This window comes from Parabacteroides sp. AF39-10AC (genome assembly GCF_003635405.1).
GTDB classification, from domain to species: domain Bacteria; phylum Bacteroidota; class Bacteroidia; order Bacteroidales; family Tannerellaceae; genus Parabacteroides; species Parabacteroides distasonis.
Genome location: NZ_QTLP01000017.1, coordinates 62,332 through 84,327, shown reverse-complemented (window position 1 = coordinate 84,327; position 21,996 = coordinate 62,332). Strand labels below are relative to the sequence as shown.

General features: G+C 47.7%; 21 protein-coding genes. 11 read left to right on the top strand and 10 right to left on the bottom strand.

Features of this window, described 5'->3' with window-relative positions; translation table 11 throughout:
* Positions 1-14 precede the first annotated feature (14 nt).
* Positions 15-251, bottom strand: a complete 237-nt coding sequence (locus tag DW033_RS15755) for an acyl carrier protein (protein ID WP_005639879.1) — start codon at positions 249-251, stop codon at positions 15-17.
* A gap of 154 nt (positions 252-405) precedes the next feature.
* Here DW033_RS15755 and DW033_RS15750 point away from each other — a divergent pair, with 154 nt between their 5' ends.
* Positions 406-966, top strand: coding sequence for a phosphoribosylglycinamide formyltransferase (locus DW033_RS15750; protein ID WP_005860699.1), 561 nt, complete (start codon positions 406-408; stop codon positions 964-966).
* A gap of 13 nt (positions 967-979) precedes the next feature.
* Here DW033_RS15750 and pdxB read toward each other — a convergent pair whose 3' ends face one another.
* The 3 genes from pdxB to DW033_RS15735 all read right to left on the bottom strand — a co-directional run bounded on the left by pdxB (position 980) and on the right by DW033_RS15735 (position 6,025).
* Positions 980-2,089: a 4-phosphoerythronate dehydrogenase PdxB gene (pdxB, locus tag DW033_RS15745; protein ID WP_048928505.1), complete on the bottom strand. Its 1,110-nt coding sequence runs from the start codon at positions 2,087-2,089 to the stop codon at positions 980-982.
* Between the two features lie 316 nt (positions 2,090-2,405).
* The gene (locus tag DW033_RS15740; protein WP_048928474.1) at positions 2,406-3,605 is read right to left on the bottom strand and encodes an MFS transporter; all 1,200 of its coding nucleotides are present in this window, start codon (positions 3,603-3,605) and stop codon (positions 2,406-2,408) included.
* Between the two features lie 71 nt (positions 3,606-3,676).
* Positions 3,677-6,025, bottom strand: a complete 2,349-nt coding sequence (locus DW033_RS15735) for a TonB-dependent receptor (RefSeq protein ID WP_229103492.1) — start codon at positions 6,023-6,025, stop codon at positions 3,677-3,679.
* Between DW033_RS15735 and DW033_RS15730 the strand changes: the two genes are divergently transcribed.
* From DW033_RS15730 to DW033_RS15705, 6 genes are all read left to right on the top strand, one after another.
* The gene (locus DW033_RS15730; RefSeq protein WP_232054463.1) at positions 6,000-6,434 is read left to right on the top strand and encodes a sensor histidine kinase KdpD; all 435 of its coding nucleotides are present in this window, start codon (positions 6,000-6,002) and stop codon (positions 6,432-6,434) included. The genes DW033_RS15735 and DW033_RS15730 overlap by 26 nt on opposite strands.
* On the top strand, positions 6,431-7,114 hold the full coding sequence (locus DW033_RS15725) for a response regulator transcription factor (RefSeq protein ID WP_048928477.1): 684 nt from the start codon (positions 6,431-6,433) through the stop codon (positions 7,112-7,114). Before DW033_RS15730 ends, DW033_RS15725 begins: the two co-directional genes overlap by 4 nt.
* Positions 7,115-7,198: 84 nt before the next feature.
* Positions 7,199-7,804, top strand: a complete 606-nt coding sequence (locus DW033_RS15720) for a DUF4254 domain-containing protein (RefSeq protein WP_005860709.1) — start codon at positions 7,199-7,201, stop codon at positions 7,802-7,804.
* Positions 7,804-8,859 carry a glycosyltransferase family 9 protein gene (locus DW033_RS15715; protein ID WP_048928478.1) on the top strand — a complete coding sequence of 352 codons (1,056 nt, stop codon included), beginning with the start codon at positions 7,804-7,806 and terminating at the stop codon, positions 8,857-8,859. Before DW033_RS15720 ends, DW033_RS15715 begins: the two co-directional genes overlap by 1 nt.
* The gene (locus DW033_RS15710; protein ID WP_048928479.1) at positions 8,843-9,577 is read left to right on the top strand and encodes a lipopolysaccharide kinase InaA family protein; all 735 of its coding nucleotides are present in this window, start codon (positions 8,843-8,845) and stop codon (positions 9,575-9,577) included. Before DW033_RS15715 ends, DW033_RS15710 begins: the two co-directional genes overlap by 17 nt.
* Positions 9,578-9,583: 6 nt before the next feature.
* Positions 9,584-10,447: a hypothetical protein gene (locus tag DW033_RS15705; RefSeq protein WP_005864041.1), complete on the top strand. Its 864-nt coding sequence runs from the start codon at positions 9,584-9,586 to the stop codon at positions 10,445-10,447.
* 13 nt (positions 10,448-10,460) lie between these two features.
* Here DW033_RS15705 and DW033_RS15700 read toward each other — a convergent pair whose 3' ends face one another.
* The 6 genes from DW033_RS15700 to DW033_RS15675 are packed head-to-tail and all read right to left on the bottom strand — an operon-like array spanning position 10,461 to position 16,071.
* Positions 10,461-11,525 carry a glycosyltransferase gene (locus DW033_RS15700; protein ID WP_005864043.1) on the bottom strand — a complete coding sequence of 355 codons (1,065 nt, stop codon included), beginning with the start codon at positions 11,523-11,525 and terminating at the stop codon, positions 10,461-10,463.
* 23 nt (positions 11,526-11,548) lie between these two features.
* Positions 11,549-12,682 carry a glycosyltransferase family 1 protein gene (locus DW033_RS15695; protein ID WP_122382916.1) on the bottom strand — a complete coding sequence of 378 codons (1,134 nt, stop codon included), beginning with the start codon at positions 12,680-12,682 and terminating at the stop codon, positions 11,549-11,551.
* A gap of 56 nt (positions 12,683-12,738) precedes the next feature.
* On the bottom strand, positions 12,739-13,374 hold the full coding sequence (locus tag DW033_RS15690) for a viroplasmin family protein (protein WP_122380807.1): 636 nt from the start codon (positions 13,372-13,374) through the stop codon (positions 12,739-12,741).
* Positions 13,361-14,158, bottom strand: coding sequence for a polysaccharide deacetylase family protein (locus tag DW033_RS15685; RefSeq protein WP_005864049.1), 798 nt, complete (start codon positions 14,156-14,158; stop codon positions 13,361-13,363). Before DW033_RS15685 ends, DW033_RS15690 begins: the two co-directional genes overlap by 14 nt.
* A gap of 9 nt (positions 14,159-14,167) precedes the next feature.
* The gene (locus DW033_RS15680) at positions 14,168-14,884 is read right to left on the bottom strand and encodes a glycosyltransferase family 2 protein (protein ID WP_122382915.1); all 717 of its coding nucleotides are present in this window, start codon (positions 14,882-14,884) and stop codon (positions 14,168-14,170) included.
* Between the two features lie 5 nt (positions 14,885-14,889).
* The gene (locus DW033_RS15675) at positions 14,890-16,071 is read right to left on the bottom strand and encodes a glycosyltransferase family 87 protein (RefSeq protein ID WP_122382914.1); all 1,182 of its coding nucleotides are present in this window, start codon (positions 16,069-16,071) and stop codon (positions 14,890-14,892) included.
* 104 nt (positions 16,072-16,175) lie between these two features.
* Here DW033_RS15675 and DW033_RS15670 point away from each other — a divergent pair, with 104 nt between their 5' ends.
* The 4 genes from DW033_RS15670 (at position 16,176) to DW033_RS15655 (ending at position 21,995) form a co-directional block, all read left to right on the top strand.
* Positions 16,176-18,236 carry a hypothetical protein gene (locus DW033_RS15670; protein ID WP_122382913.1) on the top strand — a complete coding sequence of 687 codons (2,061 nt, stop codon included), beginning with the start codon at positions 16,176-16,178 and terminating at the stop codon, positions 18,234-18,236.
* 80 nt (positions 18,237-18,316) lie between these two features.
* On the top strand, positions 18,317-18,838 hold the full coding sequence (locus DW033_RS15665) for a shikimate kinase (protein ID WP_005860724.1): 522 nt from the start codon (positions 18,317-18,319) through the stop codon (positions 18,836-18,838).
* Between the two features lie 3 nt (positions 18,839-18,841).
* On the top strand, positions 18,842-20,053 hold the full coding sequence (locus DW033_RS15660; RefSeq protein ID WP_005860726.1) for an alanine dehydrogenase: 1,212 nt from the start codon (positions 18,842-18,844) through the stop codon (positions 20,051-20,053).
* 88 nt (positions 20,054-20,141) lie between these two features.
* Positions 20,142-21,995 (top strand): 2-oxoacid:acceptor oxidoreductase subunit alpha, encoded by a 1,854-nt coding sequence (locus tag DW033_RS15655; RefSeq protein ID WP_048928484.1) that lies wholly within the window; start codon positions 20,142-20,144, stop codon positions 21,993-21,995.
* Position 21,996: the final 1 nt, after the last annotated feature.

Here is a 21,996-nt window from a genome sequence, read left to right as displayed (position 1 = left end):
GTTAAAAGGATTGATTACTTCGCGTTAGCCTCGATGTAAGCGATAGCGTCACCTACAGTTGTAATCTTTTCTGCTTGATCGTCAGGAATTGAGATACCGAATTCTTTTTCGAATTCCATAATCAATTCTACAGTGTCAAGAGAGTCTGCTCCTAAATCGTTAGTAAAGCTTGCTTCGTTTGTAACTTCTGTTTCTTCAACACTTAACTTGTCAACGATGATAGCTTTTACTCTTTCAGCAACTTCAGACATAACTTTTTCAATTTAGATTAATAAATACGAATATACTTTTTAAATTTGCAGTGCAAAGAAAAGAATTTTTTATGTTACAAAGCAAATTTAATAAGCTAAAAATGCGGAAAACTGCACATTTTTTCTTTTCTTGTGCATTTAAACATCTAAAAATATGAAAAACATAGCGATTTTTGCTTCCGGATCTGGTACGAATGCCGAGAACATCGCCCGATATTTTGCTAACAGTGAAAACGTTAATGTTGCGGTTGTTTTATCAAATAATCGTAATGTTGGCGTGCATGGGCGGGTAAACAAGTTGGGAGTGCCTTCTTTCGTGTTTTCACGGGAGGAATTTATTGCTGGTGTGCCGATCTTGGAAAAGTTGGCGGAATATGATGTCTGCCTTATCGTGTTGGCCGGTTTTATGAATAAGATCTCAGACGTGATTCTTCAGGCTTTTCCCGGTAAGATCGTGAACATCCATCCCGCGTTACTCCCTAAATATGGCGGCAAGGGGATGTATGGCATGCATGTGCATGAGGCGGTCGTGAAGGCTGGTGAGCGGGAGTCGGGTATTACTATACATTATATTAATGAGCATTATGATGAGGGCGCTATCATCTTCCAGGCTTCTTGTCCGGTATTACCTTCGGATACGCCGGAGGAGGTAGCCTCGAAAGTGCATGCCCTGGAGTATGCGCATTATCCTCATGTGATCGAAAGTTTACTGTAAGGCTTTTTTGTCATTAGCCTACTTGAAAACCTAGTTTCTGGAGTACGGCGAATTCTTCCGGGTCAGCTTTGATCGCTTGGTAAGCATGGAACTCACGGGGATGGTCATACGCTGCCCTAAATCGCTCGAAATGATGAGGATTCGCTCTTAGTGCTTGGTCGATTACTTCTGGGTTGAAACTTCTCAAGATGGCTCCTTCCACCCGGTGCTCCTTGAATTGTCCCAAGTCGATGAATGGGTTGGTTGGGGCAGGCGGAATGACTTCCTTGATCTTTTCGATACGGATACCGAAAAAGCATCCTATATTCTCTAGGCACATTCGTGTCCCGTTCGCCTTCCCGTCAGCGGAGAAACCGGCTATATGAGGAGTGGCGATCGTGGCTTCCGACAGTAATTCCCGGTCGATATCCGGTTCGTTCTCCCAGCAATCGATGATCAGTTCGCTGACCTTGCCGGTTCGTTTGGCCTGCAATAAGGCCTGCGTATCATGTACGGCACCTCTGCAACTGTTGATAAACCAAGGCTTCCGTTCCAGCTGGTCGAAAAAGGCATGATCGGCTAGATGGCGGGTGGCGAAGCGTCCCTCCTTGGTCAGCGGCACATGCAAGGTTATGATATCCGCCTCTTTCGCGATCGTGTCCAAGGATACGAATCCATCCTCACCTTCCTGCTCGGCACGGGGCGGGTCATTGCGAAGCACACGCATCCCCATGGCCTCGCATAGCATCTCCACGATACTCCCTACATGGCCTACGCCAACGATACCGATAGTCTTCCCTGCTAGTCTCTCTCCTTTGCGGAGGGCGACGGCTACCAAAGAGGATAATACATATTGCCCCACGGAAGCGGCGTTGCAACCCGGGGCGTTCTTCCACGTGATCCCTGTCTTCTCGCAATAATGGATATCGATATGGTCGTACCCGATCGTGGCTGTCGTGATGAGGCGAACCCGGCTACCTTCCAATAGCTCGCGTGTACATTTATCTATGCTACGTACGATCAAGGCATCCGCGTCTTTTATGTTAGTGGGTGTAAACTCTTTGGAGTCAAGGTAGGATACGTCCGCTATTGGCTCCAAGATCCCTTTTAGGTAAGGAACCGTGTTATCTGCTATTATTTTCATCTTATCAGCTTGATTATCGTTACGCGATATTAAGTAAAAAACAGGGGATATACAAGTGATGATGGCTTCTTGTCGATTTCTATATGCGCTTTTGTTCTCAGCCGAAAGATTCGGGAAAACACGTACGAGTTTCATCCAAAACACGTACGACTTTTTGAAAAAACATGTACGTGTTTTGACAGAAAGATTCTCGTGTTTTTTTGACGCTGATTCTTAGCTTCTTACGTGCGCAGTTCATGAGTAGGCTTATTGTATGGAATTAAAGCTTCTCGGCTTAACTAAGAACGGATAGATTAATGGAAGAGCCGTGCAGTACTTATCTCAGCTTGTGCCGATTGAAATGCGGCCCTGCCTTGAACAAAAAGAAAAACGTAGACAATACCGTAAGGCAAGCGCCGGACAGGTAGGCGTAGTTGAAGCCACCTAGCTCTTGTGCGATGCTGCCCCCGGCCATCAACCCGATACCGATACCTACATCCCAACTAGTTAGATATGTAGAAGTGGCTGTACCCCGCTGGTTATTGGGTGCCAGATTCACGAAAAGCGTGTTGAAAGCAGGGAACATGGTTCCGAATGCCACGCCTTGCGAGAGGGCTATACCTATGTAGAGATAAGAGGAAAATACCGGATTCCAATGCATCAACTCCTTGAGCGCCGCGAGAAGAAAGAATGTGGCCGCCGCCAAATACATCCCGAGGGAGATAACAAGCGTGATCCGTCCTTTATCCACTTGCCGTCCGGAGAACAGGCGGGAGACGGCTAGTCCCATGGCCATAAAGGTGAAATAAAGTCCGGAGTTTACGCTGATCCCGATCTCAGCGGCGTACATCGCTACATAAGTGGTAGTCATACCATAAGGAATGGAGAGCAATAATAGGGAGATACCCGCCCAAGTTCCCTTCACCAAGAAAAAGCGGTCTAGGGAGATCGGTTCTCGTTTGACCGGTTGCTTATAAGGAGTCTTGACCATATAGGCCATGATAAAACCAAGGCTTCCGGATAGCAACGAGCAGGAAAAGATCACGTCGTATGTGAAGTTCCCTTGCATGAACAGACCGATCATCGGTCCGAAACTCATGGCGATGTTATTGGCTAGGCCGTAATAGCCAATACCTTCCCCACGGCGGGAGGAGGGCAAGATATCGATCAGTATCGTATTTCCGGCCACCGTCACCATGCCGAAGGCGAAACCGTGTACGACGCGTAAGGCGATAAAGAGGGTAAGTGCCGTGGCTACCATGTATCCGCCAAATATGGTGGTGAAAATGAAATAAGCCACCAGATATAAGGGACGGCGGGCGAAAGTATCCAGCAAATATCCGGCGAACGGACGGATACAGAGCGCCGCTAGCGTATAGCACGACAAGATAAACCCGATCATAGACTTCCCGATCATGAATTCTTCCTTCAGATAAAAAGGCAAGATCGGCAGGATTAGATAGAAAGCGAAAAAAAGCAGGAAATTCGCCGCTAGTATATAGCAAAAGCTGGGTGTGACGATCTTATCATTATTCATAAAGCCGCTTATTTATCAAGACGCAAAATTAGTTGATTTTTCACAATAGTATCCCCTAAACGACCTAATAATTATAAACGGTAGCGGATCGCTACCAGAAACTCCCGGGGACGGATACGTACCCATGAGGTATAGCTTTCCAACGATGCGTATCGTGTGTATGCGTAGGTACGTTTGTCGAACAGGTTTGTCGCCGTGGCGGTGATTTGCCAACGCCCGGATTTCCATGAGACCGAGAAGTCCGCGAAAACGGCGTTGACGGATTGGTCTTCATTCACGTCATTGTGGTAATGATCTACGGAAAGACTTGCCTCTATGGGTGAGAAAATGTAGGAGAGTTGTACTTGTTGGATGACGTTCCATAAGGGCGCCAAACGGGTACGTTCTCCTATTTTACTTCCTCCGTACCGGATATCGGTTTGGTAACTGGTTTCCCAATGGCGGTTGGGAGTCCAGATCACTTTGGGCTCTAGGCGCATGAGGCGATATTGATAAGGAAGCCTTTGTCCCCCGCTGATTTGCTCGGCCTTGCTGATATTGAGGAGCGCCATGAGCGAGGTCTTTAGCCCTAGATCGTAAAAGCCTTTGGATAGCGTGCTTTTGACGGTATAGCCGGAACCGTGGTTGGACAGCGGTAAGGAGACTCGTTGTACCTGCCCGTTCTCTATACGTTGCTCGTATATACGATTGTACCACTCCCGGTTGTGTGTCAGGTTTACCGTGGCGAAGAATTCCCGTGCCGTACTCTTGTATTCCCCATAAACGGAATAAAGCTGTTGTCTGTAAACCGGGAGGATTCCGCAATTCCAGACGCTATTCCGGTAATCCGTTTGATAAGGCCGGTCGTATAAGTCGGTCATCTCTCCATATCTTTCCTTATAGGAGGCGTGTACCGTGAAACGCCATGCGTAATTCAGTTTGTAGATAATAGACAGGGACGGATTAACCGAGATGCGGGAGAAACCGACCCCTGTATATCCGGTCCATCTGAGTGGGGAGCTGAGGGATAGGGTCCATTTATAGGTATTCCATTGGTAATCGGGTGAGAGATAAGTTTGCAGGCTTTTCTTGATATTGCTGATCTCCCCGTTTATGCCCACCGTATATCGCTGGGTGAGGGGACCGCTCTTTTTCAGGAATGAAAAGGAATTATCGGTATAAAAGTCGCGTAAGCTCATTGGATAAGGGTGGTTATCCAAGCGAAGATCGGCCGCGTTGCTGTGGTAACGGAGCAAAGACTGGACTTCCAACGTGTATTTGTCCAAGCTCCACAGGCTCCGTAAATTATTACGCAAGTTGAGGTTCGGGGTTTTGATGCGTTGGTCCAATGTTGTACGGCCGGTGGAAATTGTGTTTCCGGTTATATGGGAAAGGCTGGATTGCCAATCTCCGGTGGCTGAGAACTGGTTCTTGAGATACCTTTCCTGCGAGTTGTTTTCCACTCCGATATTGAGGTTGGCTTGATCCGAGCGAATGCGGCTATCGCTTTGCTCCGTTAGATGAATCGTGTCCTCGGATTGGTAATAAGTCGTCTCACTCCCCCTTTCCTGTGTTCGCAGGTCGTGGATATAACCGGCGTTTATACGGAGTTGGGTGTTCTCGTTCAGTTTATATAGGCGATTTGCGGATAGGCTGTGTATATGGTTGAACAGCCAGCGCTCTTTCTTTAGCGGGGCGGAGAATGAGGGCTGTAGCAGAAATTGGGGAACCTTGGGCTCGGATAAACGGGATTCGGGTGATTCGGTAAGCGTATTTTGCTCGCCCGATACATCCTGCCCGGTATTATTCCCTTTATATAGATAAGCGGATTGGCTGCTGCGGCTGATCTGCAAGGCGTCAGCGGCTCCTTTCCATAAGAACGGGGATGCGCCGAGACCGCCTTCGGCATTGATCAACCAGCGATCCCGGAATTCCGGTCTCAGCTTGAGGTTCAACGCTACGTCTTCGGTCTTGATCTTTCTCTGTAACACACGGATCGGTTGGTGGTTCTCCATCACTTGTATGTTCTGTACGGCATCGGCTCGCAGGTTCTCGCTGATTTGCTTGTATTTCCCGTTGGTGAGATCCAGTCCCTCCACATAGAAATTACGGATCTCTTTCCCGTTGTAAGAGATCTTCCCCAGATCATCGATATCGATACCCGGAAGTTTCCGTAATACGTCCTTGATGGATTGATCCTTTGGGGAGAGAAAGCGGGTGACATCATAATTGATCGTATCTTGCCGCCCCCAGACACGTCCCGGATGGATTTCCACCTCCTTTAGGCTGAATACCTGCGGCTCCATCTCAAAACGAAGCGTTTGTCCGGCATGTACGGCTTGTTGCTGGGTTTGGTACCCTAAGAGCGAGACGGAGACGCTCTTAAGACCTTCCGCTTTTAATCTCCGTGAGTTGGTGGAGAAGGTGGTGCGCCTAACCAATATCCCTGCCGGGAAAAAAGTCTCTTTCTCGACGGCCTTTCCCCCGGATATGCCGGATCTGACAGCCGATCCGGTACATGTGGCGAATGTCTTGTCTAACTTGATAGAGAACGCTATCAAATATTCGGGAGAGGAAGTGAATATCGAAATCGTAGTGCTTTGGAATCAGCAAGGGGTGGGATTGACCGTTTCGGATAATGGCTTCGGTATCGCTCCGGATGAGCGGCGAAAGGTATTCGAGAACTTTTACCGTTCGTCTCATCTGCCGGATAAGCAAATTCCGGGTATTGGGTTGGGATTGAGCTACGTTCGCCAAATAGTAGAGGCGCATCATGGTTCAGTATCCCTGCGAAGTGAATTAGGTGAAGGCACTCGAATTACTATAAATCTACCGACTGCAGCTTTATGAAATCGACATTGAAAATACTTTTCGCTGACGATGACTTTAAGTATTCCCTCGTCTTGAAGCGATTCTTGGAACGGGAGGGGTATGAGGTGACTTATACCGGCAATGGTACCATGGCTTTGAAGCAATTCCCGGTCGTGAAACCGGATCTGGTCTTGCTGGATATCAACATGCCCGGCCTAAACGGTTTCGAGGTAGCGGAAAAGATCCGTGAGCAAGACCGCCATGTCTTGATCTTTTTCCTTTCCGACCGTTCCGATAAGAACGACCGTTTGAAAGGTTTTAGCTTGCGCGGAAACGATTACTTGGCGAAACCCTTCTATCCGGAAGAGCTGATCGCCCGTATCAAGGACCGTTTTGAGATCGGTGTCCATGAAAACGTGCAGGAGGAGAGCTTCCATTTCGGAAACACGACCTTCAACTATACCACGAATGAGATCCGTACGGGCAATAACAAGGTATTGATCACTTCCCGCCAAGCGGATCTTCTGCGAATCCTGGCGACAAACCTGAATCTGGCGGTGGATCGTGACCTTCTGTTGGAAACCGTCTGGGGAACTAGCTCATACGCCAACTCCCTGGCCTTGAATGTGCAGGTCACCTATCTCCGTAAAGCGCTTCATAACGATCCGTCTACCGGCATCGTATCCTTGCCGAAGAAAGGATATATGCTAAGAGGATAGAATTTATCCGGTAGAATTGGGTTTCTGATCCGTAAGCATTATCTTTGTCCCACAAAGTATTCACAGAAAGAAAATGAATCATATATGAACTTCAGCGAACAATGTTTCCGCATTTTTGAGCAAGCTACGGAGGCTTATCATGTAACTGACAATGTAGATGCTACAGTGCATAATCCCTATGCGGTAAAGAGCATCGAGTTTTATCTTTATCTTAAGAACTGGATCGATGCCGTCCAATGGCATTTGGAGGACATTATCCGGAATCCGGAGATCGACCCGGTGGAAGCGCTGGCTATCAAACGCCGCATCGACAAGTCGAATCAAGATCGTACGGATTTGGTAGAGTTGATCGATAGTTTCTTTCTGGATAAATACAAGAACGTGAAAGTATTGCCGGACGCTACGATCAATACGGAAAGCCCGGCTTGGGCGATCGATCGTCTGTCGATCCTTACGCTTAAGATCTATCATATGCGTGAGGAGGCAAACCGTCCGGATGCTACTGCCGAGCATAAGGCTCGTTGTGAGCAGAAACTGGCGGTGCTGATGGAGCAGAAGAAGGATTTGTCGATGGCTTTGGATCAATTGCTATCCGATATCCGTGACGGTAAGAAATACATGAAGGTCTACAAGCAAATGAAGATGTACAACGACCCGGCCTTGAATCCTGTGTTGTACGGTAAGAAATAATGGCAAATATATTAGTAATACGACTTTCGGCTATCGGGGATGTGGCGATGACCGTTCCCGTTATCTATTCCGCAGCCAAGGCGAATCCTACGGACTCGTTTACCGTGTTGACGCAAGCGTTCTTGATCCCGGTTTTTATCAACCGCCCGAAGAACGTGAACGTGATCGGTATCAATACGAAGAGCACGGAGAAAACGTTGGCGGGATTGCTTCGTTTTGCCTCTGCCTTGGTGAAATACGATTTCGATATGGTGCTGGATTTGCACGATGTGTTGCGAACCATGATTATCCGTACGCTGTTCCGCTTGAACGGCAGACGGGTGTTTGTCGTGGATAAGGCCCGGAAAGATCGTGCCCGGTTGACCGACGCGAAGCATAAACGATTTAAACAACTTCGCCCGGTGATCGAACGTTATGCGGATGTGTTCCGTAACGCCGGACTTCATTATACGGAATCGTTCACCTCGCTTTATGAGACCTCGACCCCTGATTTATCCGCCTTGGAACCCCTTGCGGGAACGAAGACGGGCAAATGGATCGGTATCGCCCCCTTCGCCAAGCACCGGGGAAAGATTTATCCGACCGGGGAGATGGAGCTGGTCATGGCCGAGCTTTCCGATCGAGAGGATTTTACCATCTTCCTGTTCGGTGGTCGTGGCTACGAGGAGGCGCTCTTGGATCAATGGGCTTTTGAGTATCCCCGGGTAAAAAGCGTGGCGGGCAAGTATTCCTTGGATCAGGAACTGGCCTTGATCAGCCGGTTGGATCTGTTGATTTGCATGGATTCCGCCAATATGCATTTCGCTTCCTTGGTCGGTACACGGGTGCTTTCCGTTTGGGGCGCTACCCATCCCTATGCCGGATTTTACGGATATCATCAGGATCCGGAAGATTGTATCCAGTTGGACTTACCTTGCCGTCCTTGTTCCGTATTCGGCCAAAAGCCCTGCCTGCGGAAGGATTGGGCGTGTATGAAACAGCTCAATCCGGATCTAATCATAAACAAGGTATTAACCTCTTTAAATGAAATGGTTTCGGATGAAGGAGGTCATTAACCCGGCGTACGGGAGATTCGAGGATTTTGTAAGGCGTGTACCTCGTATATTTTCAGAAGAGGGAAAAACGATTTATAAGGCGAGGAATGAGATCAAGGTTTTTGAGGTAGATGGTGTGGAACTGAATGTCAAGCGATATAGAGTCCCCCTCTTGATAAACCGTATTATTTATCGTTTTTTTCGTCGGCCCAAGGCTGTGCGAGCCTATGAGTATGCTCTGCGTTTAGTCGCCAAGGGGTTTGAGACTCCTGCCCCGATCGCTTATATCCTTTTTAGGAAGAAAGGGTTTTTGGGATATAGTTATTTTATCAGTCTGCAATCCAGCTATAAGACATTGTATAAAGTCGGACAGCGTCCGGTAGAGGAGAACGAGGATATTTTCCGTGCGTTAGGTACTTATATGGCAAAGTTGCATGAGGCGGAGGTTTATCATGCCGATTTCTCTCCCGGAAATGTATTGTACGATCGTACGGAGGAAGGGGTTAAGTTCTCCTTGATCGATATAAACCGGATGCACTTCGGGCCTGTCTCGCTGAAACGAGGATGCGCGAATTTCTCCCGTTTGTGGGGACGGGAAGCCGCTTTTCGTTTAATGGCAGAGACCTATGCCGAGAGCCGGCATTTTGATAAAGCGGAATGCCTTCGTTGGATATTATACTATCGAAATCGTTTCTGGAAGAAATATGCGTTGAAGCATGAGATTGAATTTGAATTATAGACTTTTATGAAAATACAAATACTCCGGTTCTGTTTAGTTGTTAGTTGTCTTTTGGCCTATGTATCTCCGGTTAAGGCGTTAGAATGGTGGGAAAAGGTAGAGTATCTGACTTACTCGCCCCGTTATTTCGGGCCAAATGCCTTTCCGATTCCCGAGTTGGTAGGAGGAAGCCTGTCCAGCCGTTGGGAAGTGGAGCTTCGGGGGGAATATCATAAGACGCGAGGCGATCAGACGAAAGATATCTTTACCCGTTTGTACATTCCTGTCGTAAAGGGACGTGTAGGGGTGAATGTCAGTTGGGTATTCCAAGAATGGTATGAGATGTCGCCGGAAGTGCGGGATGAGCGTTATGCGGTAGAATTGAAATCCCCGATTGTTTGCCGGGGCGACGTGATCTTTAATTTTTATTTCCAAGCCCTCCGGAGCGAGAAATGGATGGATATCGTGGTAAGCGCCAACCTGAAAACCGCCAGTGGCGGACGCTTGTGCGACGCTCGTTATACGGATGCGGCCTCTTATTGGTTCGACGCCAATCTGGGACGTACGTTGTGGAAGCGGAAAGATGTAAACGCTTCGATCCGTGTGCAAGCTTTAGCGGGTTTTTATTGTTGGATGACTAACGATGTCGTTAATCGTCAGAACGACGCTTTCTGTTATGGGGCAGGTGTGTTAGGGACCTATCGGGGGTTCTCGTTGGATTGTAATTATGCCGGTTTCCGGGGATATCGGGATAATGGAGATAAGCCGATGATTCTACGGACAAAGCTAAATTATGAGCTTAAGAAAAATATCCTGTCCTTCCAATATAAACATGGAATGAAGGACCATCTTTATGATAGCTATTCATTAGCTTATATCCGTTGTTTCTGAATCTGTAAATAATCTATGCTTTCTTGATCGACCTGAATAACGTGGCGAAGCCGTCTGTATAAGCCTTTACGCTGAAATCTTGGATGATATGCTCACGTGAGGCCTTGGCGAACGCTTCCAATCGCTCCGGGTTATCGATAAGCGAGCGGATAGACGCCGCCATTTTTTGAGGAGAAGAAGGCGGCACTAACAATCCGGTGACTCCGTCTATGATTAAGTCTCTTGCTCCCGGTATGTCTGTTACGATACAAGGAACGGAACAAGCCATAGCCTCCCGCACGACTCTTGGGGAGGCATCCCGGTGCGAGGGAAGTATAAACAACTGGGACGTGACCAGAAAAGAGATGGCGTCGGAACGCTGTCCCAGAAAATGAATTTGTGCGCTTACCTTCGACTGTTGGGCTAATTGGAAATCATTTTCCCCATATTCTCCCACGATTGTAAGATGTACCCGTGGATCATCCAATAAGATAAACGCATGAATCAAATCGGTTAAGCCTTTGAACGGCCTGTTCTTCGTCGCTCCGATATAGATGCAACGAAAGGCGTCGTCCGGAATATCGTCTGCTTGTTTGGGCGTACGGACTGCCTCCTTGATCCAATCGATATCAAATGGCTTTGTGCTGGTTGTTAGTCTTTTTCGTGCGATGAATCGGGAGAGATATTCCTCGATATCTTTGGTCTCGCATACGACATGCTCCACGGCGGGATTTAATATGCCTAGATAATAGGTCGGATCGAACCGCTTCAATTTAGCCTGCGTACCTCGGTATGCGATATTCTTCGCCCGTGTGCCTATGGAGGCGAATAGAGCGTTTGATAAACCGGAACTACTCGGTGAGTAGATAAGGTCGATCCGATAAGTCTTGATGATTTCGCGCAGGGCACGAATAACGTTCCAGTTGAACTTCGAGGTAATGACCGGCAGATCCAAGGGTGTACAATTCCCATAGATCTTTTTGTCGGTATACGATTGGGGGGAAGCGATATAGATGTTGAAGTCCTCAAGCTTGGACAATCCTTCCAGCATTTTGTAGGTCGCTATGTCGGCTTCTTTATAGACTAAAAGTATATTCATTGTGTATGGATAAAATGGATTTGCTAAGATCGTGAGATATTCTCGTATACTCGCATGAAATGAGCCGCTAATACGTCGGGCATGAATCGCCGTATATTCTCTCGTCCGCCGGAACGCATGGATTCGGCCAGCTTCGGCTCGTTCAATACGGACTCTATCAAGCCGCGCAGTTCTTGCTCATTTCTCGGATCGGTATATAGAGCGGACGATCCGCCCGCCTCTTCCAGACAAGAACCGGTAGCCGCTATCACCGGAATACCGGCAAGCTGGGCTTCTAATATCGGGATACCGAATCCTTCGAAAAACGAGGGATATACAAATAAGGTCGCCATCTGATAGAAAGCGGCTAATTCGTTAAAAGGTATATGGGTCAAGATACGGATGCGACCGGACAGGTTGTTTTCCCGGATATAGGTCTCTACCGTATCCGTATAAGGCGTATGCTTACCGATAGCGATCACGGAGATATCTTCTTTCAGGGCTTTCAGGGCTTTTACCAGAAGCAATAAATTCTTCCGTTCCTCGATGCTCCCTACATATAATATATAAGGCCCGTTTATCTGATATTTCTCGCGTACGGACGATTTCACGTCTTCTTGAACCGCTTGCCCGAATATCGGGTCACAACCTTGGTAAACAACCTCGATCTTGCTTTCCGGAATGTGGAAGAAGTCCCGGATGTCTCGCATCGTCTGCCTGCTGATCGCTATGATCTTGTCCGATCGTAAACAAGCTTGCTTGAATTTGTAGGTATAGATGGAACGATCGATCGGTTTATAAAGCTGCGGGTAACGCAAGAAGATCAAGTCATGTATCGTTACGACCGCTGGGATTCCGTTCTGTTTTAGATTCATAGGAATCTCATTACTCAAGCCATGGAACAGATCTACGTGCTCTTTTCGAAGCGTAGCCGTTAGACCGGAGGTACGCCATAAAGACGGAAATAGTTTATCGAACCTGCCTTCCGGATAATGGAATGAGACACTTGGACGCTCCTCGATCCGTTTCCGTAACGCCTCTTTGCCTTTGCCCGGCGTATAGAGTTGATAGATATGCTCCGGGAAAGAAGCGGACAAACTATTCACTACGAACCGGCTATAATTACCCAGTCCGGTAGCGTTATGCGTAATCCGTTTTGCGTCGAAAGCGATCTTCATAGGCTTGAATTCGATATATTGGGCAAATATACGATATAATTTTAATTACCTTTACCTCATTTCCTTCCGAAATCCGCCGGGATCTCCCCCCATACGGATGTTTCCCATTTGAGGATCCGGGTGGTATAGGTATGGGTGTTCAACCATTTCTCGGCCCGCTCGATGAGGTCGAAGATAGGTTCGTTGATCGGTTTACGTGCTAATAAGGTTTTGCATTTCTTTTTCTTGACCCAGCTGATGGCGTTGCGGCTATCCGAATAGATCGGCAGGTCGCTTCCCTTTTGCTGTAGCAAGGCGAGGCCGTGTACTAAGGCGAGGAATTCCCCGACATTGTTCGTGCCCTCCTTCAGCGGGCCGATATGGAAGATCTCTTGCCCGGTAGCGGTATAAACGCCTCTGTACTCCATATCCCCGGGATTACCGCTACAGGCGGCGTCTACGGCAAGACTCTCATTGATCGGGTTTCCGATCGGGGCTTCCGGCGCGAGACGGGCAACGGCTTTCGGGGAAGAGGCGGTCTTTAGGTAATGGGTATAGCCGGCCTCGAAGGCTTTGGCAGCTTCCTCCCGGTTCTCGAAGGATTTATATTTGGCTCCCTCTTGTCCGTCTACCTGTGCCTTGCATTCTGCCCAGTTATCATAGATTCCCGGGTTCAACCCTTTCCATACGACATAAAACTTATTCTTGGCCATGACTCTTACTCAAGATTTCTTGTGAGAATTGCGTATAGGTACCGAACGGCGCTCTTTTATCCTTGAAGAAACGGATCAAGGCGTCCAGCCTTCTTTCCATGCTGCAACCGGAATGGTTGGTCATGATAAACGGTAACTTTAGCTCTTTCCGATCACTTAAGGAGGTGAACTCCCACGGATGGAAATAGGTTAGGAAATAACCGTCCTCTTTCCACGTCCAAAGCGCTAACTTACGGTACAAGGTGGCCGGAAGGTTATGGTAAGCCAGCCAAAATAAGGGGAAACGGACGATCGGGGTCACCGAGGCGGGCAGTTGCAATACGCCATCTTTCATGAAATAGGTGCGGGGCTGCCCCAGATGGTTATAACGGCCGGGAATACAAGTCGGGTTCAAGGACGAGTTGTATAAGTAACCGGCCTTATGTATCTCTTCTTCTTCGACGGGCATCATGCGGGCCATACGGAAACCGTTCACCGGTTGTCCGGTCAGTTCCTCCAACGCCTCTTTGGACTTGCGTAGATCGGCGGTCTCGAACGACGAGTGATAAAAACCATGCGAAGCGATCTCATGTCCACCCTTTTGGATGTCCAAGATCAAATCCTTTGCGTGAAGGGCGAAGTTCGCCGTGCAAAAGAAAGTCGCTTTTACCCGGTGACGGGCCAGACATGCCAGTATCTTCCGGGTTCCTTCTACGGAAGTACGCATTTGTTCCTCGAACGGCAATTCCACGCCGTGTTCCAATGGAGCGTCAAACTCCTCGATATCAAAACTAAGTAATATCATGTATGTCAATTAATCTCTATGAAATAAGATGGATAAGAAGTTCAACGCTTCCCGCCGCAGGACCTTGAATCCCATATCGGATACCGCCAGTCCTTCTTTGATGTTTGCGTTGATCGTCCGTAAGTTTATCTCTTTCCGGCGACTTGCCTTATAGATAAATTCCGTATCGAATAGGAAGCTATTGATACGGGTCGTCAGGAATATCGCCTGTCCCGCTTGGCTGAATCCCTTCATGCCCCCTTGCGTATCCTTGATCTTGATCCGCAAGACCCATGTATTGCATATGTGGGACAGTTTGGATAACATTTGCCGGAAAGGAGGTAGATTATCCTGATAACTTTTGCCGCGGGTAGCCACGACTACGTCCGCTCCTCCTAGCAACGCCTCGACCATCCTGCCGAACGAGTCGTTTGTATAAGGAAAATCGTAGTCCGTATAAATAATGCAAGGAGAGGTACATCGCTTTACCGCCTCTCGCAAGGCATATCCTTTTCCCCGGTTAGGCTTATAGTCCACGACGCAGACATCCGGTATCAATTGCCGGAGGCGGTCGATCGTCTCCGGCTCGTATCCCCGTCTCGAACCATCACTGACAATAAAAAGGTGGAAACGTACCGGGCTGAATAATCGCTCCACTTCGCGGAAATGGGTGGCTACTTGTTCCTCCCAGCCCGAAGGCGGGTTGTAACAAGGTAATACCAAATCTATGTCTGCTCGTGCGTTCATTCCATTTATGCCTTTACCGGATTATAACTCCTCGTACACATCTCAAATGTCAGCTTTAGCCAGATCAGCATACAAGGCAACGCTTTTAACGCATACGGGTATACATAATGCACTCGTATGTATTTCGGGAAAAGATCGGACGGAGACATGCTGGTCAAAATAAAGGCGAAGACCATCAAGACAATATCCAATGTCGAACGTTTCCACGGTACAGCCGTATACCAAATAGCGACTCCGATAAACGCTATGATATAGGTACTGGACTCGCTACCCGTGCTGAACAGTACGACAAACATCAACACCGAGGCCAATAACGTTTTCCGGAAAGCCTCATATTTATATTGACTGATGCGTAGATAAGGCAGGCCGAATAATAGTAATCCCCCTATTATCAGATAAATGTCCGAGTAACTGACCGATCCCGATATCTTACGAACCATTCCCAAGAAGGAAATGTTCTGCATGAGCGCGAATAAGTTCTCCGAATTTTTTCCGGATAAGTCCTCGAACCAACCGGTATATTGGGACATTATATAATCCGGCCCGGACAATATCATCGGGGCTACGACCATGACGACCGCCCATCCTACGCAAGATAGGCTGAACTTCATCTTATGGCGAGAGAAAAAGAAGAACGCCAATCCCGTGATCCCATACAATTTAGTAAAGGTACCCAACATGATCACGAAAGCGGCCCATACGTCTTTCTCTTTCTCTATCAATACGTAAGCGAGGACAATGATAGCGGCGATACTGATATTGAATTGCGACATGAAAAGCGAGGTAAGCAACTCGTGGGCGCAGAACCAATAGATAAAGATACGTTCCCGCTTGATTCCCGGCAGCATCTTGACCGCCCAGAATAAGAAAAGGCTCTGTGCCACCGACCAAGTAAGCAATCCCAACCATAACGGTGTAATGGCGAATGGAGCGATGACCAAGCTAAATACCGGCCCATAGTGAAAAATATCGTTGTATTCTTCCGGATAGGCGGCATAGAGCGGTAACTCATTCAACGTATGCCAAAAGGATTGCCTGAAGATGGAGAAGTTGTTATATTTCCCGGGGAAATACTTGGTGATCCATGCGATAACCCCCAGCAATGCCCATAGCCCCATTAAGGTACTATATTTGCTGAAAAATGGCTTATGGATGATTGTATTGAACTTATCTATAAATTTCATCATCGAATCTACATCTGTCTACGGGGCAAAATTACATAAAAACGGTGACTTTTATGCGAGTTAAATAAAAATACTATTTTTGCGTCCAAAACTGGTAGAGATTATTTATGAATGAAATGTTGAGATACACGATCATTCGTGTCATTCTGTTTGTAATGGGAGGCTTTCTTGTTCTCGGATGTTCGGATGAAGATGATGTGGATAATAGTGGAGGAACGAGTAAATATGGTTTAATACGGATGGCGGAGGAGGATTATGATTCGTCGAATACTTCTTATATCCTTCAGGATGAGGAACCGGACGAGGTTCTTTTCGATTCGTCGCAGCGAAAATTCAAGGTGAATGAACCTTTGCAGGTGTCGGTTACCGAGCAGAATGAGCTGATGCTTCGTTTCTATTCACCCAGGGCTATACATAACGTGATCGTATGGGCGACGATTGAAGGCTATGAGGACGAGGTACGGTTTGCGGAGTTTACTACGGTTTTACCTTTTCAGGAGTTTAAAATGAAGTTGCCTTTTCTGGAACAGGCGAAGGTTTATTATACGCGTTCCGGCGAGGAGGTTACCATAGAAGCCTATCCGGATATGGCGGTCGAGAATATAAGTTTGCGGATTGAATGTGGAGATCCGGTATATCAAGGAATGATTAACGTGAAACCAAAGTGGAATATTTGGTTTGGTAAGTATTCTGGTTCAAACTGGGGTAACTTCAGGCCACATCTGGCTCGTGAGGCGGTTGCCCTTTCCTTGAATATGGCGGCGATGTTTTCTTCCTCGCTTTTTGACGAGGAACTGGAGAAGTGGCGTGGTAAGCTGATAAATAACGAGCAAATCGTGGATATAGATGTATTGAAGAAAAAGATCTTGAATCATGGCGGATTGTGTTATGGGCGTGTGGTGAATGTTGTCGGCCTGGGCGGGGGAAATACCTTTGGATTAGGTGAATATGTCTATCTTACCCATTATGCGGATGATGCCAACGGGACTGATGTGCCGTATCATGAGCTGGCGCACTGCTTGGGATATGGGCATAGTGGGAATATGACGTACTATCCGGCGGAAGGCGGTTTCCCTACAATTTGTATGAAGGTTTACTCACAGCTTTCCGTGAGTAAGAAATTGCCGATTTATTCCCGCCGTTTCTTGCATACCCGGAGGAATAAGAATCTGGTAGAGAATAAAAACGTGTATACCTCCTCGAAATACATTATCGATGATCCGGAATTGGATGCCATAGATGGCGGGCTTGGGCTTGCTCCGATGGAGACGGATAGGGCTGGCGATGAGGGTTCTCCTCTCTCATTTACACTTTCAGTCTTGGATATTCCCGGTGCCACTGTGGAAACTTTTCATCCGAAAGCGGTCCATCTTTATGGGAATACGCTATATGTAGCAAATGACGCTCCGGGACATTATAGTTTGGAGGTCTTTGATGTATCTTCCGGTAATGTGCGTCATGTGAAAAGTATGGTTGAGTGGATGAACGGAGATAAGAAAGAGACCTTTGTGGGGGAGCCAAACGGCGTGACTCGCTCGTATGGGAAAATATATGTCACGAATACGGGAAGCCGTACGGATGTGTTCGATGCGGAAACGTATGAGTTCATTACTTGTATCGGTACGGGTACTTGGGGTGAGGGTGGTTATCAGACCGTTCATGCGTTTGATGTGACGGCTAGTCAAGGGGCTGTCTTTATCCGGGATAAACGGAAACTGGTAGTTGTCTTGGAGCAAGATGTACAGCCCGGTTCCGCTGCTCGGGTACCTATATATAGCCGTAGCGTAAATTTGCAAGAGGCAATGGGTACTTATGCGGTAGCGGCGCGAAATGATGGCTTTTTGTATGTGACGGCCCAGAATAAAAATATGATCTATTTATTCGATCCTGCGGACATTCGGGCAGGGGACACGGGCTTTGCGCCGTATCTGGTGACATTGGGATTTGAAAAGTCTCCCCAGTCGATAGCGTTTGTAGGGGATCGTTTGTTTGTTACGCTTCGTGTCGATGATAAACGGTCGGAGCTATGGGAGATCAGCCCTAAGAACGGAAAATTATTGCAGGACTTTACAGATTCGATGGTCTATCCCGAGAAAATAGCCGGTGCTCGTCATACTTTATTGGTAGTGGATCGTGCGACCCAGACAGTAAAAGCCATTGGCCTATGATTTTTTTATTGATTCTTAGGAATAAAGAAGATAGAGTTCCCGGAAAAAGTTTACATTTGCGAAAACTATTATAATAACGTATGAAACGTGTTTTTTTGGTCGGATATATGGGAGCGGGCAAGACAACGGTGGGAAAAGAGCTTGCCAAGCTCGCCGGTCTTTCGTTCATAGATCTTGATTACTATATCGAAGGGCGTTATCATAAGGCCGTTTCGCAGATATTCGCCGAGAGAGGGGAGGAGGCTTTCCGAGAGATAGAACGGAATATGCTTCACGAGGTCGCTGAGTTTGAGGACGTGCTGATCTCCACGGGAGGAGGCGCTCCTTGCTTTTTCGATAACATGGAGTTTATGAACGCTTCTGGCACGACGGTTTACTTGAAGGTGTCAGTCGAGGAGCTGGCGAAGCGTCTGGAGTTGTGCAAACATACCCGTCCGGTGTTGAAAGGACGTTCCGGGGAGGAACTGAGGGCGTTTATCGCCGAGAGTCTGGAGAAAAGGAATCCGTTTTATACGAAGGCGTCCATAACGTTTGATGCCGAGAAGATGTTAACAGAATCTGATGTACATGACATATCGAACGCGTTAATGAAAATCCTATAGCATATGGAAGCGAACGACGGCCGGCAGGCACAGGGGGCCTATATCCCGCAGGAATTATTGAAAGAGATCAGCAAGGTGAATAACCGTTTGCTTATCGGTATTCCTCGTGAACGATGCGAGGCGGAAAAACGTTTGCCGTTGACTCCGGAGGCGGTGGATATGCTGACCGATTGCGGTCACCGGGTGCTGGTGGAAAGTGGCGCCGGATTAGGCATCAACTATTCCGATAATCATTTCTCGGAGGCGGGGGCGGAGATTGTCGATACGCCCGCGGAAGTTTTCCAAGCGGATCTGATCTTGAAGATATTGCCTCCGTTGCCGGTGGAAATTGCGCTTATGAGACCTCGCACGACCGTTTTCTCATTGGTGCAGTTTAATTTATTCGCTCAAGAGGCTTTCGAGTTGATGATGGCGAAACGGATTACCGCTATCTCTTATGAGTTGATGGCGGATGAATATAATCGTTTCCCGGTGCTGAATGTCACTTCCGAGATCGAGGGGGCGGCTTCCATAACGATCGCTTCCGAGCTGTTGAGCAATACCCAAGGAGGTAAAGGGATCTTATTAGGCGGTATCCCGGGCGTATCCCCTACGGAAGTGGTGATCATCGGGGCCGGAAACGCCGGGACCGTGGCCGCGCGTGCCGCGTTGGCCTTGGGAGCATCCGTGAAAGTATTCGATGATGATATCAATAAATTGCGTATAATACAACAGGTCTTGGGGCAAGGGCTTTTTACTTCCACGTTCCATCCGAATGTGCTGCATAACGCGTTTCGTAGCGCTGACGTGGTGATCGGGGCGATGCGTTATATTAATACGAGACATCGCTATATTATCGCTACGGACTTGGTGCGTACGATGAAAAAGGGAGCTTTGGTGATCGATCTGAGGGTAAGCCAAGGCGGTTGCTTTGAGACGACATGCTGCTTGTCGAGGGAAGATCCCGCGGTGTTCGAGCAATATGGGGTATTACATTATTGTAAACTGAATATCAGCAACCGGGTGGCTCGTACTACCTCGATGGCTTATAGTAATATATTCGTGCCTTTATTATTGTCGTTGGGCGACGCCGGTTCCGTGCAAGGAATGATCAAATCGGATAAGGGCTTTAGGGCGGGAGTATATATGTATTACGGGAAGACAGTGAATAGTTATGTGTCTAATCATTTTAATCTATCATCTAATAATCTTGATCTATACCTCTCTGCTTTTTGATGCGGAAAAGTTTTGAACTCGCAAAGTTTATGCTTTACTTTGCGGACGATCTAAATACCAATAAGCGATAAAGCTAATAAAGTATATTATGGCAGAACAGACAAAAGTTAAGACGCTGGAGAAGGTTGTAATTCGTTTCTCGGGAGACTCGGGAGATGGTATGCAGTTAACCGGTACAATCTTTTCAAACCTGTCCGCGGTTTTCGGGAACGAGATTTCTACATTCCCAGACTATCCGGCAGAAGTACGTGCTCCACAAGGAACACTAAGTGGTGTATCCGGATTCCAAGTACACTTGGGATCTCGTAAGATTTTTACACCCGGTGATAAGGCCGACGTATTGGTGGCCATGAATCCCGCCGCGCTGAAGGTGAACGTAAAACACCTAAAACCCAATGCGATTGTTTTAATCGACACGGACTCTTTCAAGAAAAGTGATTTGGATAAGGCCTTGTTTACGACCGATGATCCGTTTACTGAGCTGGGATTGACTGGCGTGCAGGTTGTTGCCGCTCCGATCTCTACGATGGTAAAAGACGGATTGGTTGAGTTTGGCTTGGACAATAAATCGGCTCTTCGCTGCAAGAATATGTTCGCCTTAGGACTTGTTTGCTGGTTGTTCGAGCGTCCGCTGGAGGAGGCTATGCACATGTTGCAGAATAAGTTCGCTAAGAAACCGGTTATCGCCCAAGCTAATATCAAGGCTTTGACGGACGGTTATAATTATGGTAATAACATCCATGCCTCGGTTTCTACGTATCGTATCGAGAGTAAGAAAGCCGAGCCCGGATTCTATACGGACGTGAATGGTAATAAGGCTACTTCCTATGGTTTGATAGCCGCTGCCGAGAAAGCTGGTTTGCAGTTGTTCTTGGGTAGCTACCCGATCACTCCGGCTACTGATATTTTACATGAATTATCTAAACGTAAGGATTTAGGCGTTATCACGGTTCAGGCCGAGGATGAGATCGCCGGTATCTGTACTTCTATCGGAGCTAGTTTCGCCGGTTGCTTGGCGGCTACATCTACTTCCGGACCGGGTCTTGCCTTGAAGAGCGAGGCGATCGGTTTGGCGGTGATCGCTGAGTTGCCTTTGGTGATTATCGATGTTCAGCGTGGCGGTCCTTCTACGGGCTTGCCTACGAAGAGCGAGCAAACGGACTTGATGCAGGCTCTGTATGGCCGTAATGGTGAGAGCCCTGCCGTGGTAATAGCGGCCTCTACGCCGACTGATTGTTTTGATGCCGCGTTTTGGGCAGGTAAGTTGGCCGTGGAGCATATGACTCCGGTTATCTTGTTGACCGATGCCTTTATCGCTAACGGTTCTTCCGCTTGGAGAATTCCGGAAATGGATAAATATCCGGAGATTAAGCCGAATTACGTAGCTAATTATCAAGATGAGAAAGTCTGGAAGGCGTATCGTCGTAACAAGGAAAGCTTGGTTCGTTACTGGGCGATTCCGGGAACGGAAGGTTTCGCTCATCGTCTGGGCGGTCTGGAGAAAGACTACGAGACGAGCGCTATCTCTACCGATCCGGCTAACCACCAGAAGATGGTGACGACCCGTCAGGCTAAGATCGATAAGATCGCCGACTATATCCCCGAACTGGAAGTGATCGGAGATGAGGACGCTGATTTATTGATCGTTGGTTGGGGTGGAACCTACGGGCACCTTTACGAGGCGATGGAGACGATGCAGGAGAATGGCAAGAAGGTGGCTTTCGCTCACTTCAAGTTTATCAACCCGCTGCCTAAGAATACGGCTGAGGTTCTTTCTAAGTATAAGAAAGTGGTGGTGGCTGAGCAAAATAACGGCCAGTTCGCTAACTATTTACGGGGAAAGGTTCCCGGATTTAACCCGTATCGCTTCAATCGTGTAAAGGGACAACCTTTTGTCGTTGCGAGATTAGTTGAGGAATTCACTAAAATATTGGAGGCTTAAA